This is a genomic window from Alistipes sp. dk3624 (assembly GCF_009557455.1).
Lineage (GTDB): Bacteria > Bacteroidota > Bacteroidia > Bacteroidales > Rikenellaceae > Alistipes_A > Alistipes_A hominis.
The window spans coordinates 2,100,293-2,116,061 of the sequence record NZ_CP045651.1 but is presented as its reverse complement, the minus strand read 5'-3'; the positions used below and the strand labels follow the sequence as shown (position 1 = coordinate 2,116,061).

Below are 15,769 nucleotides of genomic sequence, written 5' to 3'. Positions count from 1 at the left end.
AAAACGCCTCCCGGCCGGATACGTACATTCCGGCAGAGAGGCGTTCGTTTTTCCCGAACCAGCCTTATTCCTTCCGAACGAGGTAGATCATTTCCGAACGCAGCCCGTACAACGCCGCCGCTTCCGGACTGAGGAAACGGATGTAGTCGATCTCTTCGACATCGAACCCGGCTTCGGCCAAGCGCTCGCCGTAATCCCTGCCGTAATCGCGCAGGTGATCTTTTTGTCCGAAATGGAGTTCACGCTGCACGGGATCGGTGATCGACGGATCTTCGTAAGTCGTCTCGCGGTCGGGATTGACCGGCGACAACATGATCCCCCAGCCTCCCGGACGCATCACGCGGAAAAGTTCCCGCATCGCCTGCCGGTCGTCGTCGACGTGCTCCAAAATGTGGTTGCAGAAGATCACGTCGAACTCCCCGTCCGGAAACGGGATTCGCTGCACATCCATCTTAACCTTCGCCAACGGCGACTCCAGATCGGCGGTCACGTAATCCAACTGCGGCAGCCGACCGAACCGCTTCAGGAAGCAATACTCCGGAGCGATATGCAACACCCGCGCGGGCGCTTCGAAAAAGTCGGTTTCGTTTTGCAGGTACAGCCACATCAGTCGGTGCCGCTCGAGCGCCAGGCAATGCGGACACAACGCATTTTCACGCGAATTGACGTATCCGTAGGGCATGAATTTCCGGTAACGGTTGCCGCACACCGGGCACTGCACCCGGCTCCCGGCGTAAAATAGCCCCACAAGCGGCGTGCACAGATGCACTACCCGCTGGATATAACGGCGCGGCACATGTCGCAATACGAATCGGATCAACTGCTTCATCGGGCTATTCCTCCTCTTTCAGGGCCTCGTCGACCTCTTTTTCGGCCTTTCGCAGCCGTTCCTTGCACAACCGGATCAGTTCGGCGGCCCGTTTGACCTGAGCGCCCAGTTCGTCGACGTTCATCTGCTCATTGTTAAACCGCTCGAGGATCTGCTCCACTTCGGCGATCGCCTGCGCATATGTAATTTTCGATTTTTCCATCTATTTGATTTTTTTGATTTCTGCTTCTATCGTCCGGCGTTTCATCACGATCTCTACCGAATCGCCCGCCTGCAAGCCGACCGGATCGGTCACGATATTCCCGCCGCTGCGCACGACGGCAAACCCCATGTCGAGAATCCGGTCCGGATCGCGCGTAGCCGCCAGGTCGCCCAGCAAAGATAACGCTTTCGTACGGGATGCGACGTATTCCCGGCTGCGGTGTCTGAGCATGGCCGACAAATTATCGAGTCGGAAATTCGCGTCCGAAAAGGCAAAACGAGCCGATTGTCGCAATTGCGCCTGCAGCGCCGCCGTGCGGTCTTCCCGGCGGCGGATCGCTTGCGCCGCCCCATGCCGCAGCGCACCGCGCAACTGTTCCAGCCGCAGCCGCACCGCCTGCGTCCCCTGCGTCGAAATCCGGTTCAGCGCGAACGCCGCATCCCTCAACGCGCTGCGCCGCTGCAGGAAAAACGCCTGTGCCGCCTCCTTCAGTTCCTTCCTCATATCGTCGAGTCCGGCATCGAATTCGGCCATCCCGTTTTTCAGGTACACGGCCACGGCAGTCGGCGTTTTCAACGAAACGGCCGCAACCAGATCGGCCACGCTCTGGTCTTTATCATGTCCGATCCCGGCGATCACCGGCAACGGGAACTGCGCCAGGTAACAGCACAGCCGATAGCTGTTGAAGCACCCCAGATCGCTCTGCGAACCGCCCCCTCGGATCAGCACCAGCGCATCGAAACCGTCCGCCCGGTCGGCCGCCTCGCCCAATGCCCGGACGATCGACTCCTCGGCTTCGGCCCCCTGCATGAAAGCGTCGAACAACGTAATTTCGAATCCGTAGGGAGAGGATGAAATCTCCTTCATAAAATCCTGATAACCCGCCGCATTCCGCGACGAGATCACCGCAATCCGCTGAATCGCCGCAGGCAGCGGCAACTCGCGGTTCATGTCGAACACGCCGTCCTGTCGCAACCGCCGGATCGTCTCCTGTCGCTGGCGCTCCATGTCGCCGAGCGTATAGGTCGGGTCGATATCGGTAATCTGCAGCGACAATCCGTAAAGTTCGTGGTACGAAACGACCACCTTGACCAGCACCTTCAGCCCCGCTGCGAGGACCTGGCCCGTCGCTCCTTGGAAATAGGACGCGATCATCGAATAACCGCTGCGCCAAATCACGGCGCTCGCTTTCGCTTTGGGCACATGGTTCGCCCCGCCTTTTTCGACCAGTTCGATGTAACAGTGGCCGGAATAGTTCACCTTCAGTTCGCTGATCTCCGCTGTCACCCAGTACGGCAGCGGATGGGCGTTGTCGATCCCGCGCTTGATAAGCGCCTGCAGTTCGCTGAGAGAAATATGCGTGGAAGCCGGCATCTCTGCGGTTATTTATTTACCCGGAACACTTTCTGCACCCCTTTAATTCGCATCAGCGAATAGACGACGGCATCGACCAATTGCGTACCGGTCACCTCGATGTTGATCAACCCGGAGAGCATTCCTCCCGACGAGTTCAGGCTCATCGAACGGATATTGATCTTCAGGTCGCGGTTGATCACTTCGGCGATTTTATTCACCAGGCCGGTCGCATCTTCGGCCTGGATACGCACTGTCGCGACGAACGCGCCCTTCGCCGCGTTCTGCTGCCAGCGCGCCGGCAACACCCGGTAAGGGTAACGTTCCTTCAGCCGCTGGGCGTTCGGGCAATCCTGCCGGTGGATCGTGATCCCGCTGTTGATCGTCGTGAAACCGAATATTTCGTCCCCGAAGATCGGATTGCAACACTTGGCCAGTTTGTATTCGATATTACTTAGCGAATTGTCGATAATCAGCGCGTCGTCGTTGTCCGAAACGATCTTCGCGGCCGACGGAGCTTTCAACGGATGCCCGTCGTCCAGCGTCCCGTTCAGGTGGCGGGTCAGGATCTCCTTGATGTCGGGCAGGATGATCTTCTGTTGTGCGATCTGCCCGTACAGCTCGGTTCCCGTCCGCAATTTGTAGTATTTGCTCAGCACCATCACGGCGTCGTCCATCGTGATGGAGAGTTTCCAGTTCTTGATCTTGCGTTCGAGTTCCTCCCGCCCGAGACTGGCCGCCTTGGCCTGCTCCTCGCGCATGTAGGCCCGGATCTTGTTGCGCGCTTTGCTCGTGGTGACGATATTCAGCCAATCGGCTTTCGGTTTCTGGGTTTTCGACGTCAGTATCTCGACGATATCGCCGTTGCGCAGCACTTCGCGGAACGACACGTTACGGTGGTTCACCTTACCGCCGACGCAGGTAGCTCCGAGATTGGTATGGATATCGAACGCGAAGTCGAGCACGGTGGCCCCTTCGCTCAGTTTGCGCAGGTCGCCGTTCGGCGTGAACACGAAGATTTCGCCGGACGACAGCTTTGCATCAAACTTCTGCGCGATCTCCTGCGGCTGAGTCGTCTCCATGATCTCGCGCAGCTTGGTGAACCACTCCTCGGTTCCCATCGTTCCGCCGCTGACGCCTTTGTAACGCCAATGGGCCGCCACGCCGCGTTCGGCGACCTCGTCCATCCGCTCGCTGCGAATCTGTATCTCGACCCAGCGCCCCTCATTGGAAACGACCGTCGTATGGAGCGATTCGTAACCGTTCGACTTCGGGATGGATATCCAGTCCCGCATCCGGTCGGGATTCGGCGTATAAAAATCGGTGACGATCGAATAGATCGCCCAGCACTGCGCCTTCTCCTGCTCCTGCGGACAGTCGATGATAATCCGGATCGCGAACAGGTCGAACACCTCGTCGAAGCCGATTCGCATCCGCTTCATTTTGCGCCAAATCGAATAGATCGACTTGGTACGGCTTTTCAAATGGTATTTGAACCCGAGATGCCGCATTTTTTCTTCGATCGGGCGCACGAACCGGCGGATAAATACCTCGCGTTCGGCAGCCGTTTCGTTCAACCGCTTGCGGATGTACTCGTAATCGTCCGGTTCCAGGTGCATCAGGGCGAGATCCTCCAGTTCGGATTTGATATTGTACAATCCCAGCTTATGCGCGATCTGGGCATACAGGTTCAGGCTTTCCCACGATTTTTTGGCCCGTTTCTCCGGCGGAAAAATCTCCAGACGGCGCATCACTTCGAGCCGGTCGGCCAGCTTGATCAGAATCACGCGGGGATCGGTCGAATAAGAAACGATCAGCTCCCGGAAATTATCGACCTGATCGTTGGCCACTTTCGGATCGACGTCCGAGATGTTGCACAACCCCTGCAAGATGCCGACGCACTGTTTCCCGAAATGATTCCCGAGCTTATGAACATCCATCAACTGCAGGCGCACCACATCGTGCAGCAGCGTCGAGACCGTCGAATTCCGCCCGAGTCCCACCTCCTGAATCACGATCATCGCGGTATTGATCGAATGGGTAACGAAAGGCGTCCCATCGTGACGAACCAGCCCTTTCAACCGGTCAACCGCCAGACACAATGCCGAACGCACCACCCCGAAAACCTCGTCGTCGAATACCGAACGCGCCAGATCCAAAAACGGCTGGTAATATTCGGCATCCAGATCAATCTCTTTCTCAACCTCTTCCATATTCATCCCTGTTAGGTTCGTGCGATAAAGTTAATAATTTTTCGGAAACAAATCCGCCTCCGTTCCGCAACGATTCCATTCGTGCGAACGATCCGGTGCCCGGCATCCCGGACAGCCCCCGCCCCGACGAATAAATCCGACCCCGCGGCACACGAAAAACGGGCGGAGCCACAGAGGGTTCCGCCCGTCAAATCCGTTTTCGAATCGTTATTTCTTAAAATAACGGTTGTAAAGTCCCTCGAAACCTTTTCCGTGACGCGCTTCGTCTTTGCACATTTCGTGGACGGTATCGTGAATGGCATCCAGTCCCAGTTGTTTGGCACGGGTAGCGATCCGTTTCTTATCTTCGCAGGCGCCGCTTTCGGCTTCCATCCGGGCTTTCACATTGGTCTTGGTATCCCAAACCACTTCACCCAGCAGCTCGGCGAACTTCGACGCATGTTCTGCCTCCTCCCACGCGTAACGCTTGAACGCCTCGGCAATTTCGGGATATCCCTCGCGGTCGGCCTGACGGCTCATCGCCAGGTACATGCCCACTTCGCTGCACTCGCCGGCAAAATGCGCTCTCAAACCCTCGAGCACCTCTTCGTCTACGCCTTTGGCCACGCCGATCACATGTTCATCGGCCCACGTCAGCGCTTCTCCTTCGACCACTTCCTTAAATTTCGACGCGGGTTGTTTACACTGCGGACAAAATTCGGGAGCTGCATCCCCTTCGTGAACATAACCGCAAACCGTACAAATAAATTTCTTTTTCATAGCCATCAAGTTTTTAAGTGATTGATTCTGTTATTATTTCATTTTACCCACTAGTTCGATTTTTTCCGGCACCGCTCGCAGTAGCCTTTGTAGTAGACCTGCACTTCGTCGACTTCGTGACGCGGATCGCTCACCTCCAACGCTTCCGGATCGACCGCCAACGGCAGATCGTAAACCGCGCCGCAGTTCCGGCAACGAAAATGCGCATGCGGAGAAACATCCCCGTCGAAACGGCTGTTCCGCTCGTCGATATCGAGCAACAGGATCGCGCGGTGCGCAGCCAGCAGCTTCAGGGTATTGTACACCGTCGTTTTGGAAAGCGTCGGCATCGACGGACTGAGCGCCGTATGGATCTCGTCGGCCGTCGGATGCGTCGGATGCGTCACGAGATACTCCATGATCGCGAGCCGCTGCAACGAAGGCCGGATGCCGTATTCCATCAAATAACGGTGCAAATCCTGAATCATCTACAATTTTGTATTAATTACAACTATTAATCGAATGCAAATATATATCGAATTTTCGAATCTGCAAATTTTTCGGACGGAATTTATTTGGATTTTACCTTATATCCGGCATACAACGTATGAAAATATGTCTACTTTTGCATCATGCAACCAATTAGGACCAGGCGTAAATACGGATATATCGTTTTCGCAATCACGCTATTGATCGCCATCGACTACGTATATCGGTATTTCGCTTTCGAACCGTACAACCAAAGTCCGCTGAACATCGAAACGCCGGAAGGAAACGCTCAACCTTACCATCCTTCGGTGGTATACATTCCCGGAGGATGGAACGGGTATGCTTACTGGATGGCGGAAACGCCCTACCCGTTGGGGCCGGACGGCGATTGGAACGGCCTGCCTCCTTACCGAGCCAGATGGGAAAACCCGTGCATCCACGCCTCGCACGACGGCATACACTGGGAAACGCCGGGCGACTTGGTCAACCCGATCGACGACCTGAACGAAACCGAGATCGAGAACCGGGATTTCTTTTCCGACACACATCTGGTGATGAACGGCGACACGCTGGAGTGCTGGTACCGCATCAGCCGCACACAGCGAGACGAAACATACATCCTGCGAAAATACAGCACCGACGGCATACACTGGTCGGAACGGGAAACGGTCATCGATCTCCAAGATCCGGCGGTCGTCCGCGAAGGCCCCGGAGGCATGATCGTCAGTCCCGCGATCCAAAAGATCGGCGGCCGGTATTGCATGTGGTATGTCAACGATATCGGGGAATCCCGGAGCATTTGCCGTTCGTTCTCGGACGATGGCAGAAATTGGCAGAAAAAAGAGTATTGCCGGCTGTCGGACACCGCCGTCGTCCCTTGGCACATCGACGTACAACGGATCGACAGCATCTATTACATGGTGATTTACGACTTCCGAAACCTGACCTTGTGGAGCAGCCGCGACGGACTCTTTTTCGAAAAACGGCGGCTGTTGCTCGCCCCGTCCCCGAAACTGGGCTCATTCTATGCCGGCGGCCTGTACCGCAGCGCTCTGCTCCGGGACGACAAAGAGTGTAAACTCTATTTCAGCGCTTTCGATAAAAAGACCGCCGTCGGACTGATGAGAGGCAACTGTCCGGACTCGCTGAAAATATACTCCGTCTCAGGGAACAAAGTGTCCTTCTTCCGGTTCCCGGTCACCTACCTAAGGCAGAAAAAACAGGCGATCGTCCGCCTTTTCGAATAGCGAACGCCGGCTCTCACACAGCCCGGATCTTCAGGATCGCTTTCCGGACATTGCCGCTGCCGATCAGCGGGGCGTGCGCGTCTTCCGGGAAAAAAACGACGAATTCCCCCGGATGCAGCGACACATAGCACGAAGGCTTATCGTCGAAAAAAACAATATCGGCCGCTTCGTCGAATTCGCCCCGGGGCAGAATACACCGTTCGCGCGGACGCCATCCGAACCGCTCTTCGCCCCGAACCCGGAGCGGGATCTGTACGTCGATGTATCGATCGTGCGCTTCGAGAGGAGCTTCCTGCTCCGGCCGGAGCAACCCTTCGCTGATTACGATATACAGATCGTCTCCGTCGATGGCGTATTTCCCGGGAGCCAACGTATCCATTCGGGCGACGGCATAATCGAAAGCTTTTTTGAACCGGGGATGCAGGGCGTCGTACCGCCCCGATCCTGATAACGTATCGACAATCATAAATCAGGCATTTATCCGTTTACCGATGCAAGGTACGTACAAACGGCGGGAAAACCAAAAGCCGCCCGGCAACAAACCGGGGAAGTCTCGCGCGAGACTTCCCCGAAATTGTCGAAGCGACGGCGGTTATTCGTCTTTATCGGTATCGGCATACGCCTTCAGCAGTTTCTCCTGCACATCGGCCGGCACCTGCTCGTAAGAGGCGAACTTCATCGAATAGGTCGCGCGCCCGTTGGTCAGCGAACTGAGCGTAGTCGAATAACGATACATCTCGGCCAGCGGAACCCGGGCTACGAGACGCTCGAATCCCTTGTCGCTGCTCATCCCTTCGATCATCGCGCGGCGGTTCTGCAGATCGCTCATCACGTCGCCCATCTTGTCGGACGGCACGAGCACCTCGACGCTGTAAATCGGCTCCATAATCTTCGGGCCGGCCTTTTTGAAAGCTTCCTTGAAAGCATTGCGGCCCGCCAGTTTGAACGACAGCTCGTTCGAATCGACCGGATGCATCTTGCCGTCGTAAACCACCACCCGGATATCGCGGGCATACGAACCGGTCAGCGGCCCCTCTTCCATCTTCTCCATAATCCCTTTCAGGATGGCCGGCATGAAGCGGGCGTCGATCGCCCCGCCCACGACGGCGCTGCAAAATACGAGCTTCCCGCCCCACGGGAGCGCTACTTCCTCTTTGGTTTTGATATTCAGCACCAAATCCTTACCGTCCACCTTATATTTCCCGGGATCGGGCATCCCCTCGAAATAAGGCTCGATTATCATCCACACCTCGCCGAATTGGCCCGCGCCGCCGGACTGTTTTTTATGGCGGTAATCGGCGGCAGCCACTTTGGTAATCGTTTCCCGGTAAGGGATTTTCGGCGCGAAAAACTCCACGTCGATCTTATTCTGATTCGCCAGTTGCCATTTCAGGATATTCAGGTGGTGTTCGCCCTGCCCCTGCACGATCGTCTGTTTCAGTTCTTTCGAATACTCGACCAGGATCGTCGGATCCTCGAAATGAGCCCGATTCAGCAGCTCGCCGAGCTTTTCGTCCTCTCCCGTCTTGACCGACCGGACGGCCGCCCGGTAACGGGGTTCCGGGAATTTGATCGGTTCGATCTCGATTCCCGATCCGGCGGCGGCCAGCGTCTGGTTCGTACGCGTGCCCTTCAGTTTCACGGTGCAGCCGATGTCCCCGGCCTCCATTTCCGTCACTTTGACGCGCCCTTTGCCTGCCACGGCGAACAACTGCGATATCTTCTCTTTATTTCCCGTTTTCGAATTGATCAGTTCCATGCCTTCGGCCACCCGACCCGAAACCACCCGGAAGAAGGTCATCTCGCCAAGATGCGGTTCGACGGCGCTTTTGAATACGAACAGCGCGGTCGGAGCTTTGCTGTCGGCCGGGACTTCGCCGCCGTCCACGTTCCGGAAAGCGGGAGCCTTGATCGGGCCGGGAGCCACGTTGATAATAAACTCCATCAGCCGTTTCGCCCCGATATCGCGTTTGCCCGAAGCGCAGAACACCGGCACCAAGTCGCGTTTGGCCAACCCGAGTTTCAGCCCCGAACGCATTTCGTCCTGCGTCAGCACGCCTTTGTCGAAATAGAGTTCCATCAGCGACTCGTCGTTCTCGGCGGCCGCTTCGGTCAGTATTTGATTCAGTTCGCGGGCCCGCTCCATTTCGGATTCGGGGATTTCGAGTTCCTCGCGGATCCCGGTATCGCCTTTGAACTTGTACATTTTCATCAACAGCACATCGACGAACGCATCGAAACCGGGCCCCGGATTGACCGGATATTGCACCAGCACGGGTTTCACGCCGGAAGCCACCCTCAGCGATTCGAGCGTATTTTCCCACGAAGCCTTCTCGCTGTCCAATTGATTGATCACGGCGATGATCGGTTTCTCGTGCGCACGCGCATAGCGCGCCTGAATTTCCGTCCCCACTTCGAAACCGTTCTGCGCATTCAGCAACATCACGCCCACGTCGGCTACTTTGAACGCCGAAAACAGCCCGCCGCAAAAGTCGTCCGAACCCGGCGTATCGATGATGTTCAGCTTACACCCGTTGTACTCGGCGAACAGGATCGTCGGGTAAATCGACCGTTTATACAGATGTTCGACCTCCGTGTAGTCCGACAGCGTATTGTCGTTTTCGATACTGCCGCGGCGGTCGATCACCTTTCCGTCAAAAGCCATTGCCTCGGCCAGAGTCGTCTTTCCCGAGCCTGAGGCACCGAGTAGGACTACGTTTTTGATCTCGTGCGTTGTGTATGTCTTCATAATCGAAAAAAGTTTTAGGTTCGACTTCGATTCAGATTCACTAAACAGCTTTAAATTTAGAAAAATAATCGCGAAAATGCAACGGTCTCAAAAGATTTTCATAATTTTCAACCCGTTTACGGCAGTCCTTTTTCTCCGACGTTGGAAGGGATGCCGCAAATTTCGGAAAATCACAAAATCCGAAAAAAATGGATACCCTGTTGATCATTCTCGCGATCCTCTGTACGCTGGGCGGCGTCGCCGGCTGCATCCTGCCGATATTGCCGGGGCCGCCGCTGAACTTTCTCGCCCTGCTGCTGATGCGCTGGAGCGGACACGCCGGTTTCGACAGCCGCTTCCTGTGGATATGGGCGGCCGTTACGCTGATCGTCTCGGCATTGGATTATCTGCTGCCCGGCTACCTGGCCAGGCGTTTCGGCGGATCGAAATACGCCGCGACCGGATCGACGGTGGGTATGATCGTCGGACTGCTGTTTTTCCCGCCGGCAGGGCTGATCGTCGGGGCTTTCGCGGGCGCGCTGATCGGGGAACTGCTGTACGACCGCGACGATCTCCGGAAAGCCGTCCGGGTAGCGATCGGTTCGTTCGTCGCATTTCTGCTGAGTACCGGATTGAAACTGGCGGCATCGCTCGCAATGGGTTATTACGTGATCCGGGCCCTGTTCGTATAGAAAGCGTCAATAGCTGAAATAAGGAATGGTATCGATGGTTTTGATATTCAGTTCGCGCAGCGCCCGCACCCCCCGTTCGTAAAAAACCGTATTCTCAAGCATCCGGTTGTCGTGCGCATCCATGCCGACGATGGCCGTACACCCTTCGTCGGCCGCGATTTTCCAGAAGTCGGGATGCGGGAACATAACCTCTCCGCGCTCCTCCCGGTAACCGAGCAGGCTGACGTTGTATTCCAGCGGCAGGCCCGTCCGGTATGCTTTGCGGCAAATCCGGCGGCTGATCCGGGCACAGTGCTCGTCGAACGTTTTATAACTGTTTATGAACAGATCGGGATGCGCCAGGTAAGCAAACATTCCGGCTTCCATCCCTTTGAGTACGCTCTCTTCGTACATTTCGAGCATTTCAAGCGTCCGGGTGTGCATACCGAAATAAGGATATCGCTCGTCCGATTCGTAAAAATGATTGCCGAAAATCACGTAATCCAGCCGCTCGCGACGGATCGTCTCCCAAAGCCAGGGCATGTATTCCGGAAAATACTCGCACTCGAGTCCGACCCTGATCTCAATCCGATCGCGGTATTTCTCGCGCAGGGCGCGCACGCTCGCCAGATAGCCGGGCAGTTCGTCGAGCATCATCCGCACTTCCGGAACAAAAGGAGAATCGTATTTCCACGGCGTATGGTCGGAAAATCCGAGTACTCGGAACCCGCCGGCAATGGCGCTCTGCGCGTAATCTTCATCGCTGCCCACGGCATGATGGCAACGGGCGGTATGGGTATGATAGTTCGTTTTCAGCATGATTTCGTAATCGGTCCGCCACAGTAAAACGGCAAAAACCTGCGGCAAAATTAATTTCTTTATCTTTGCCGCACAAATAAAAACCGGCATCCGGCCGGCAAACACGCAACGACCATGATTAAAGCGGTATTTTTCGACATCGACGGCACGCTGGTAAGTTTCAAAACCCACCGGGTTCCCCCGTCGACGGTACAAGCGCTGGAAAGACTGCGCGCCCGGGGAATCAAACTGTTCATCGCCACCGGACGTCACCACGCCGATCTGAACAACCTCGGCGGGCTCGCATTCGACGGTTACATCACGCTGAACGGCCAGTACTGTTACGACGACCGCGGCGTGATTTACAAGAACTGCATCCGTGCGGAAGATATCCGAACGACTGTCGACCTGCTCGCCCGCGACCCGTTCGGCTGCCTGTTCATCGAAGAGCACCGGATGTACATCAACCGGATCGACGACAAGGTAAAAGTTTCGCAAAAACTGATTAATTTCGACGATCCGCCGGTCGTCCCGGCCGAAACCGCGTTGCACAACGACATTTACCAACTCATGGCGTTCGTAGGCCCCGAACAGGAACGCACGCTGATGGATTCGCTCCCGCACTGCGACTCGACGCGCTGGAACCCGTACTTCATCGACGTCGTCCCGGCAGGCGGCAGCAAACGACTCGGGATCGACGCGATGATCCGCGCGCACGGAATCGACCTCGCCGAAACGATGGCTTTCGGGGACGGCCAGAACGATATCGAGATGCTGCGCCACGCAGGAATCGGAGTCGCGATGGGAAATGCGGCGGACGAAGTCAAACGGTCGGCGGACTACGTCACCACCGGCGTCGACCGCGCAGGAATCGCCAAAGCGCTGCGTCATTTCGGACTGTAAACCCCGCTCGCAAGAACGAAAACGGCCTGTTCCTTTTGAAAAGAACAGGCCGTTTTCGTCTTCGCACCGGAAGCTATCGTGCGGATTTGGATTTGAAAACCCACGCATCCGGGAACAGGCCGGACACCTCGTTCTTCATCCGATTCGCCTCGGTTTCGGCCGTAGCCCCGAAAACGGAAACCAGAATCTTTCCGTTCGGCATCGGGATTTTCGCATATTCCAGTTGATCGTTTTTCTTTTTGGCCGACGCGATGAACTTCTCGGCATTCTGATCCGTGCTGTAAGTACCCACGATCACGTAATAGTGCATCGCAGCAGTCGCAGGAACTAATTTTGCCGCAGGAACGGTCGCCGGCTCGCGCACCGGTTCGGGCTGTTTCGCAGGCACGGCGGCAGACGAATCCGCTCCCGCCGGAGCGCCGGACTCTCCGGCCGAGGAATCGGAACCGGCCGCCGCAGGAACCTTCACGGCCGGAGAATCCGGCGCGGCCGGGACAGACGCCGGCAATACGGGCTGTTCGGACAGCCGCACGATCCGCATCTGTTCGCTGTATTCGTACCACACGATCGCGCCGACCGAAATTCCGACGCCGATCAGCACCGCGAAAACGACCCACATCGCCACCCGTTTCGCATCGATCCGCCCGGGCAGGCGCACCGCGCCCGTATCCACCGGATTCAACGCCTCCTCCAGACCGGGATCGGGCGTAAAAACGCCCTCGCGGATATTGCCCACCGCCCCGATCGTCACTCCCTCCTCCGAGCAGTTTTCGGCGAGCCAGCGGTTATAGATCTCCCGCGCCTGTTCGGGATCGGTCTGGTCGTACCCAGCGATCAGATCCACGATGTGCGGAATCCCCGGCAGTTCGTCCGTTACGAGTTCCACCCGGTTGACCGGCGGCGTTACGACGCCCGGCTTCTGCATTTCTGCGGGAACCGTCACCGCATACAGCGTTCCGATCCCCGGCAGGACAACGCCCTGACGCTTCGCCAGCGCGTTATACACCAAATTACTGACCTGATCCATTATTTCGTTTTCTTAGAAAGTTCTTTTGCAGGACGTTTAAGCGCCCGGTACAGGATGACGACGCCCAGAATCACGAACGGGACGCTCAACCACTGTCCCATATCCAACAACATGCCACGTTCGAACTCTTCCTGCGGATTCTTGATGAATTCGACGAAAAAACGGAAGCCGAACAGCGCGATCAGGAAGATACCGAACATCACGCCGGGCCGCTTCCGGGCGACGTCCTTGCGGTAATACATCCAGCACAGCACGACGAACAGGATCAAGTAGGCGAGCGCCTCGTAGATCTGGGTCGGGTGCATCGGCACGGTCTCTCCGGCCCTTACGAAAACGAATCCCCACGGCAGCGAAGTCGCCTCGCCGTAAATTTCGGAATTCATCAGGTTCCCGATCCGCACCAGCGCGCCGGCAATGCAGACGGCAATCGCGATGCGGTCCAGCGACCACATGTAAGGCATCTTGTTTTTCCGCGAAAAGAGCCACAGCCCGACGAGCAGCCCGACGGCGGCTCCGTGACTGGCCAGTCCCCCCTGGTGAATATACAGGATTTCGACGGGATGGGTCAGGTAATAACCCGGATCGTAAAACAAGCAGTGCCCGAGACGAGCGCCGATGATCGTCGACAGGACGCCGTACCAGAAGATCGAATCGAACATCTTGTCGCTGTACCCCTCGCGTTTGATCAGGTTACTGAATATATAGGCGCTGATTCCGAGCGCCAGCGCCCACATCAGACCGTAATAGCGGATCTCGACCGGCCCGAACGTAAACAGGGTCGGATGCACGTCCCATCGGACAAACAACGGTAAAAGCGAATTCATCATTTCGATTCCAGGAATTGATCGGATTACTACGGGTCGTACGAACCCGGTATTTCGAACAAATATACTTATTTTTAGCCAAAGTAGCACACCCGGCAGCCCTTTGGCGATTATCCGGAAAGCGAAAGCGCCGCGACCCGGGTCGCGGCGCTTCGTTCCGGCGGCGGGAAACTCACGCCTTGATATATTGTTTCACCAATTTGGTAATGTATTTGCCGACGATATCGAACTCCAGGTTAACGACCGTTCCCACCCGAAAAGTATGGAAATTGGTATGCTCGTGCGTGTACGGGATAATCGCCACCTGAAACGAACCCTCGGCCGAATTGACAACCGTCAGACTGACCCCGTTCACGGCGACCGACCCTTTTTCGACCGTGATATTGCCCGCCGACGGATCGTATTCGAACGTATAGTACCAACTGCCGTCGGCCTCGCGGATCGCCGTACAGCGCGCCGTCTGGTCGACATGCCCCTGCACGATATGACCGTCCAGCAGCGCGTCGGGCCGCATACTGCGCTCCAGATTGACCAGATCGCCTTCGATCAGCCCTCCGAGGTTCGACTTGAGCAGCGTCTCGCGGATCGCCGTGACCGTATAGCGGGAGCCGTCCAGCTCCACGACCGTCAGGCACACGCCGTTGTGCGCGACGCTCTGATCGATCTTCAACTCCCCGGTAAACGGACATTCCAGCGTGAAATGCCGGTTTCCCCGCTCCTCGCGGATCGCTACGATCCGCCCCGTCGTCTCTACAATTCCCGAAAACATAATCTTATAAGCTTTTTTTGATGATGACACCCCGCACGATGAACAGCTTCGTGATCTCGTTGCTGCGGATCGAAATGGGATCGTACTGTTTCGTATTGCTCGCCAGCAGTTGAATGTCCGACGGATCTTCGCCGAAACGGATAATGCGTATCCCCCGGAAATATTGCGTGACCACCAGGTAAGCCTCTCCGGGGATGATGGCCGGAACCGTCCATTTTTTCAGGATGACGATCGCCCCCGCCGGAATCTCGGGCTGCATGGCCGTTCCTATATTCAGGGCGGCGATATCGCAGTCGTTGAACAGCGGGACATTGATCCTGAAACGCGGCTCGGGACGCAGGTCGGACTCTACGGCCGAAAGCACGTCCATCCCGTAATAAGGCACTCCGCCTCCTTCGGGGACGGTCGCCGGCTGCGATTCGATAAACATATCCCCTTCGCCGGTCAACAGCCACCCCTTGCTTACCGTCGGATACTTGGTCGTAATCAGGTTCGCCAGGTCGCGGCTGATCCCGTTATTGCCTCGTTTTATCTGGTAGAGGTTTTCACTCCTCTTTAAACCGATATTCAAGGCGAACGAGTTTACAGACAACCCGGTCCACTTTATTACGCGTTCAAGTCTATGCCACGTATCCAACATGCGGTATTATTATTTTATTTTGCAAATGTACATCATTTGTCCTGAAATGACGCAACATATAACAAGATAATATTGCAAAAATAGCATTAAAAATTGAAAAAACGCGCTCTTTTTCAAGAACAAATCGGTCAATACGGCAAACCGTCTTGAATTTATTCAATCTTCCGAAAATATAAAAAGCTCTTTTTATCCCACTTTTCAACGCGCTGCGCAAATTTCGTTCGCTCCGCCGCTCCCGTCGAAAAAACCGGCTCCGTTTTCCGGCAGAAATCCCGCCGGGAAGCCCCGCAAAACCGATCCGGAAGCGCCGCGCGACAAAAATTACAAAACGCAGACCG

The 15,769-nt window shown here is 56.1% G+C and carries 16 protein-coding genes; 3 read left to right on the top strand and 13 right to left on the bottom strand.

The window, feature by feature from the left end; translation table 11 throughout:
• Positions 1 to 64: 64 nt before the first annotated feature.
• The 6 genes from GFH31_RS08965 to GFH31_RS08940 all read right to left on the bottom strand — a co-directional run bounded on the left by GFH31_RS08965 (position 65) and on the right by GFH31_RS08940 (position 5,823).
• Complete coding sequence (locus GFH31_RS08965; RefSeq protein WP_101571706.1) at positions 65 to 829, bottom strand: class I SAM-dependent methyltransferase; 765 nt, start codon at positions 827 to 829, stop codon at positions 65 to 67.
• A 4-nt stretch (positions 830 to 833) separates the two neighbouring features.
• Positions 834 to 1,031, bottom strand: coding sequence for an exodeoxyribonuclease VII small subunit (gene xseB, locus GFH31_RS08960; RefSeq protein WP_055202449.1), 198 nt, complete (start codon positions 1,029 to 1,031; stop codon positions 834 to 836).
• Positions 1,032 to 2,405: an exodeoxyribonuclease VII large subunit gene (gene xseA / locus GFH31_RS08955; protein ID WP_153497803.1), complete on the bottom strand. Its 1,374-nt coding sequence runs from the start codon at positions 2,403 to 2,405 to the stop codon at positions 1,032 to 1,034. It lies immediately after the preceding gene.
• An 8-nt stretch (positions 2,406 to 2,413) separates the two neighbouring features.
• Positions 2,414 to 4,597, bottom strand: coding sequence for a RelA/SpoT family protein (locus tag GFH31_RS08950; RefSeq protein ID WP_101572045.1), 2,184 nt, complete (start codon positions 4,595 to 4,597; stop codon positions 2,414 to 2,416).
• A 207-nt stretch (positions 4,598 to 4,804) separates the two neighbouring features.
• On the bottom strand, positions 4,805 to 5,356 hold the full coding sequence (locus GFH31_RS08945; protein WP_055202452.1) for an NADH peroxidase: 552 nt from the start codon (positions 5,354 to 5,356) through the stop codon (positions 4,805 to 4,807).
• A gap of 50 nt (positions 5,357 to 5,406) precedes the next feature.
• Positions 5,407 to 5,823 (bottom strand): Fur family transcriptional regulator, encoded by a 417-nt coding sequence (locus GFH31_RS08940; protein WP_153497802.1) that lies wholly within the window; start codon positions 5,821 to 5,823, stop codon positions 5,407 to 5,409.
• 144 nt (positions 5,824 to 5,967) lie between these two features.
• Here GFH31_RS08940 and GFH31_RS08935 point away from each other — a divergent pair, with 144 nt between their 5' ends.
• On the top strand, positions 5,968 to 7,071 hold the full coding sequence (locus GFH31_RS08935; protein ID WP_153497801.1) for a hypothetical protein: 1,104 nt from the start codon (positions 5,968 to 5,970) through the stop codon (positions 7,069 to 7,071).
• 13 nt (positions 7,072 to 7,084) lie between these two features.
• Here the strand turns inward: GFH31_RS08935 and GFH31_RS08930 are convergent, their stop codons facing one another.
• Both GFH31_RS08930 and GFH31_RS08925 read right to left on the bottom strand, forming a co-directional pair.
• Entirely contained in the window at positions 7,085 to 7,537 is a 453-nt protein-coding gene (locus GFH31_RS08930) for a YhcH/YjgK/YiaL family protein (RefSeq protein WP_055202458.1), read from the bottom strand.
• A gap of 126 nt (positions 7,538 to 7,663) precedes the next feature.
• Positions 7,664 to 9,820, bottom strand: coding sequence for an elongation factor G (locus GFH31_RS08925; protein WP_118655398.1), 2,157 nt, complete (start codon positions 9,818 to 9,820; stop codon positions 7,664 to 7,666).
• A 188-nt stretch (positions 9,821 to 10,008) separates the two neighbouring features.
• Here GFH31_RS08925 and GFH31_RS08920 point away from each other — a divergent pair, with 188 nt between their 5' ends.
• The gene (locus tag GFH31_RS08920; RefSeq protein ID WP_101571714.1) at positions 10,009 to 10,491 is read left to right on the top strand and encodes a DUF456 domain-containing protein; all 483 of its coding nucleotides are present in this window, start codon (positions 10,009 to 10,011) and stop codon (positions 10,489 to 10,491) included.
• A 6-nt stretch (positions 10,492 to 10,497) separates the two neighbouring features.
• Here the strand turns inward: GFH31_RS08920 and GFH31_RS08915 are convergent, their stop codons facing one another.
• Positions 10,498 to 11,286 carry a histidinol-phosphatase gene (locus GFH31_RS08915; protein ID WP_153498090.1) on the bottom strand — a complete coding sequence of 263 codons (789 nt, stop codon included), beginning with the start codon at positions 11,284 to 11,286 and terminating at the stop codon, positions 10,498 to 10,500.
• A gap of 117 nt (positions 11,287 to 11,403) precedes the next feature.
• Here GFH31_RS08915 and GFH31_RS08910 point away from each other — a divergent pair, with 117 nt between their 5' ends.
• Positions 11,404 to 12,171: a Cof-type HAD-IIB family hydrolase gene (locus tag GFH31_RS08910; RefSeq protein ID WP_153497800.1), complete on the top strand. Its 768-nt coding sequence runs from the start codon at positions 11,404 to 11,406 to the stop codon at positions 12,169 to 12,171.
• 73 nt (positions 12,172 to 12,244) lie between these two features.
• Here GFH31_RS08910 and GFH31_RS08905 read toward each other — a convergent pair whose 3' ends face one another.
• The 4 genes from GFH31_RS08905 to GFH31_RS08890 form a co-directional block, all read right to left on the bottom strand.
• Entirely contained in the window at positions 12,245 to 13,198 is a 954-nt protein-coding gene (locus GFH31_RS08905) for an SPOR domain-containing protein (protein ID WP_055202466.1), read from the bottom strand.
• The gene (lgt, locus tag GFH31_RS08900; protein ID WP_055202469.1) at positions 13,198 to 14,022 is read right to left on the bottom strand and encodes a prolipoprotein diacylglyceryl transferase; all 825 of its coding nucleotides are present in this window, start codon (positions 14,020 to 14,022) and stop codon (positions 13,198 to 13,200) included. The genes GFH31_RS08905 and lgt overlap by 1 nt, the downstream gene beginning before the upstream one ends.
• Positions 14,023 to 14,194: 172 nt before the next feature.
• Complete coding sequence (locus GFH31_RS08895) at positions 14,195 to 14,791, bottom strand: riboflavin synthase (RefSeq protein ID WP_153497799.1); 597 nt, start codon at positions 14,789 to 14,791, stop codon at positions 14,195 to 14,197.
• Positions 14,792 to 14,795: 4 nt separating this feature from the next.
• Complete coding sequence (locus GFH31_RS08890) at positions 14,796 to 15,362, bottom strand: helix-turn-helix transcriptional regulator (RefSeq protein WP_228385749.1); 567 nt, start codon at positions 15,360 to 15,362, stop codon at positions 14,796 to 14,798.
• Between the last annotated feature and the right edge of the window lie 407 nt (positions 15,363 to 15,769).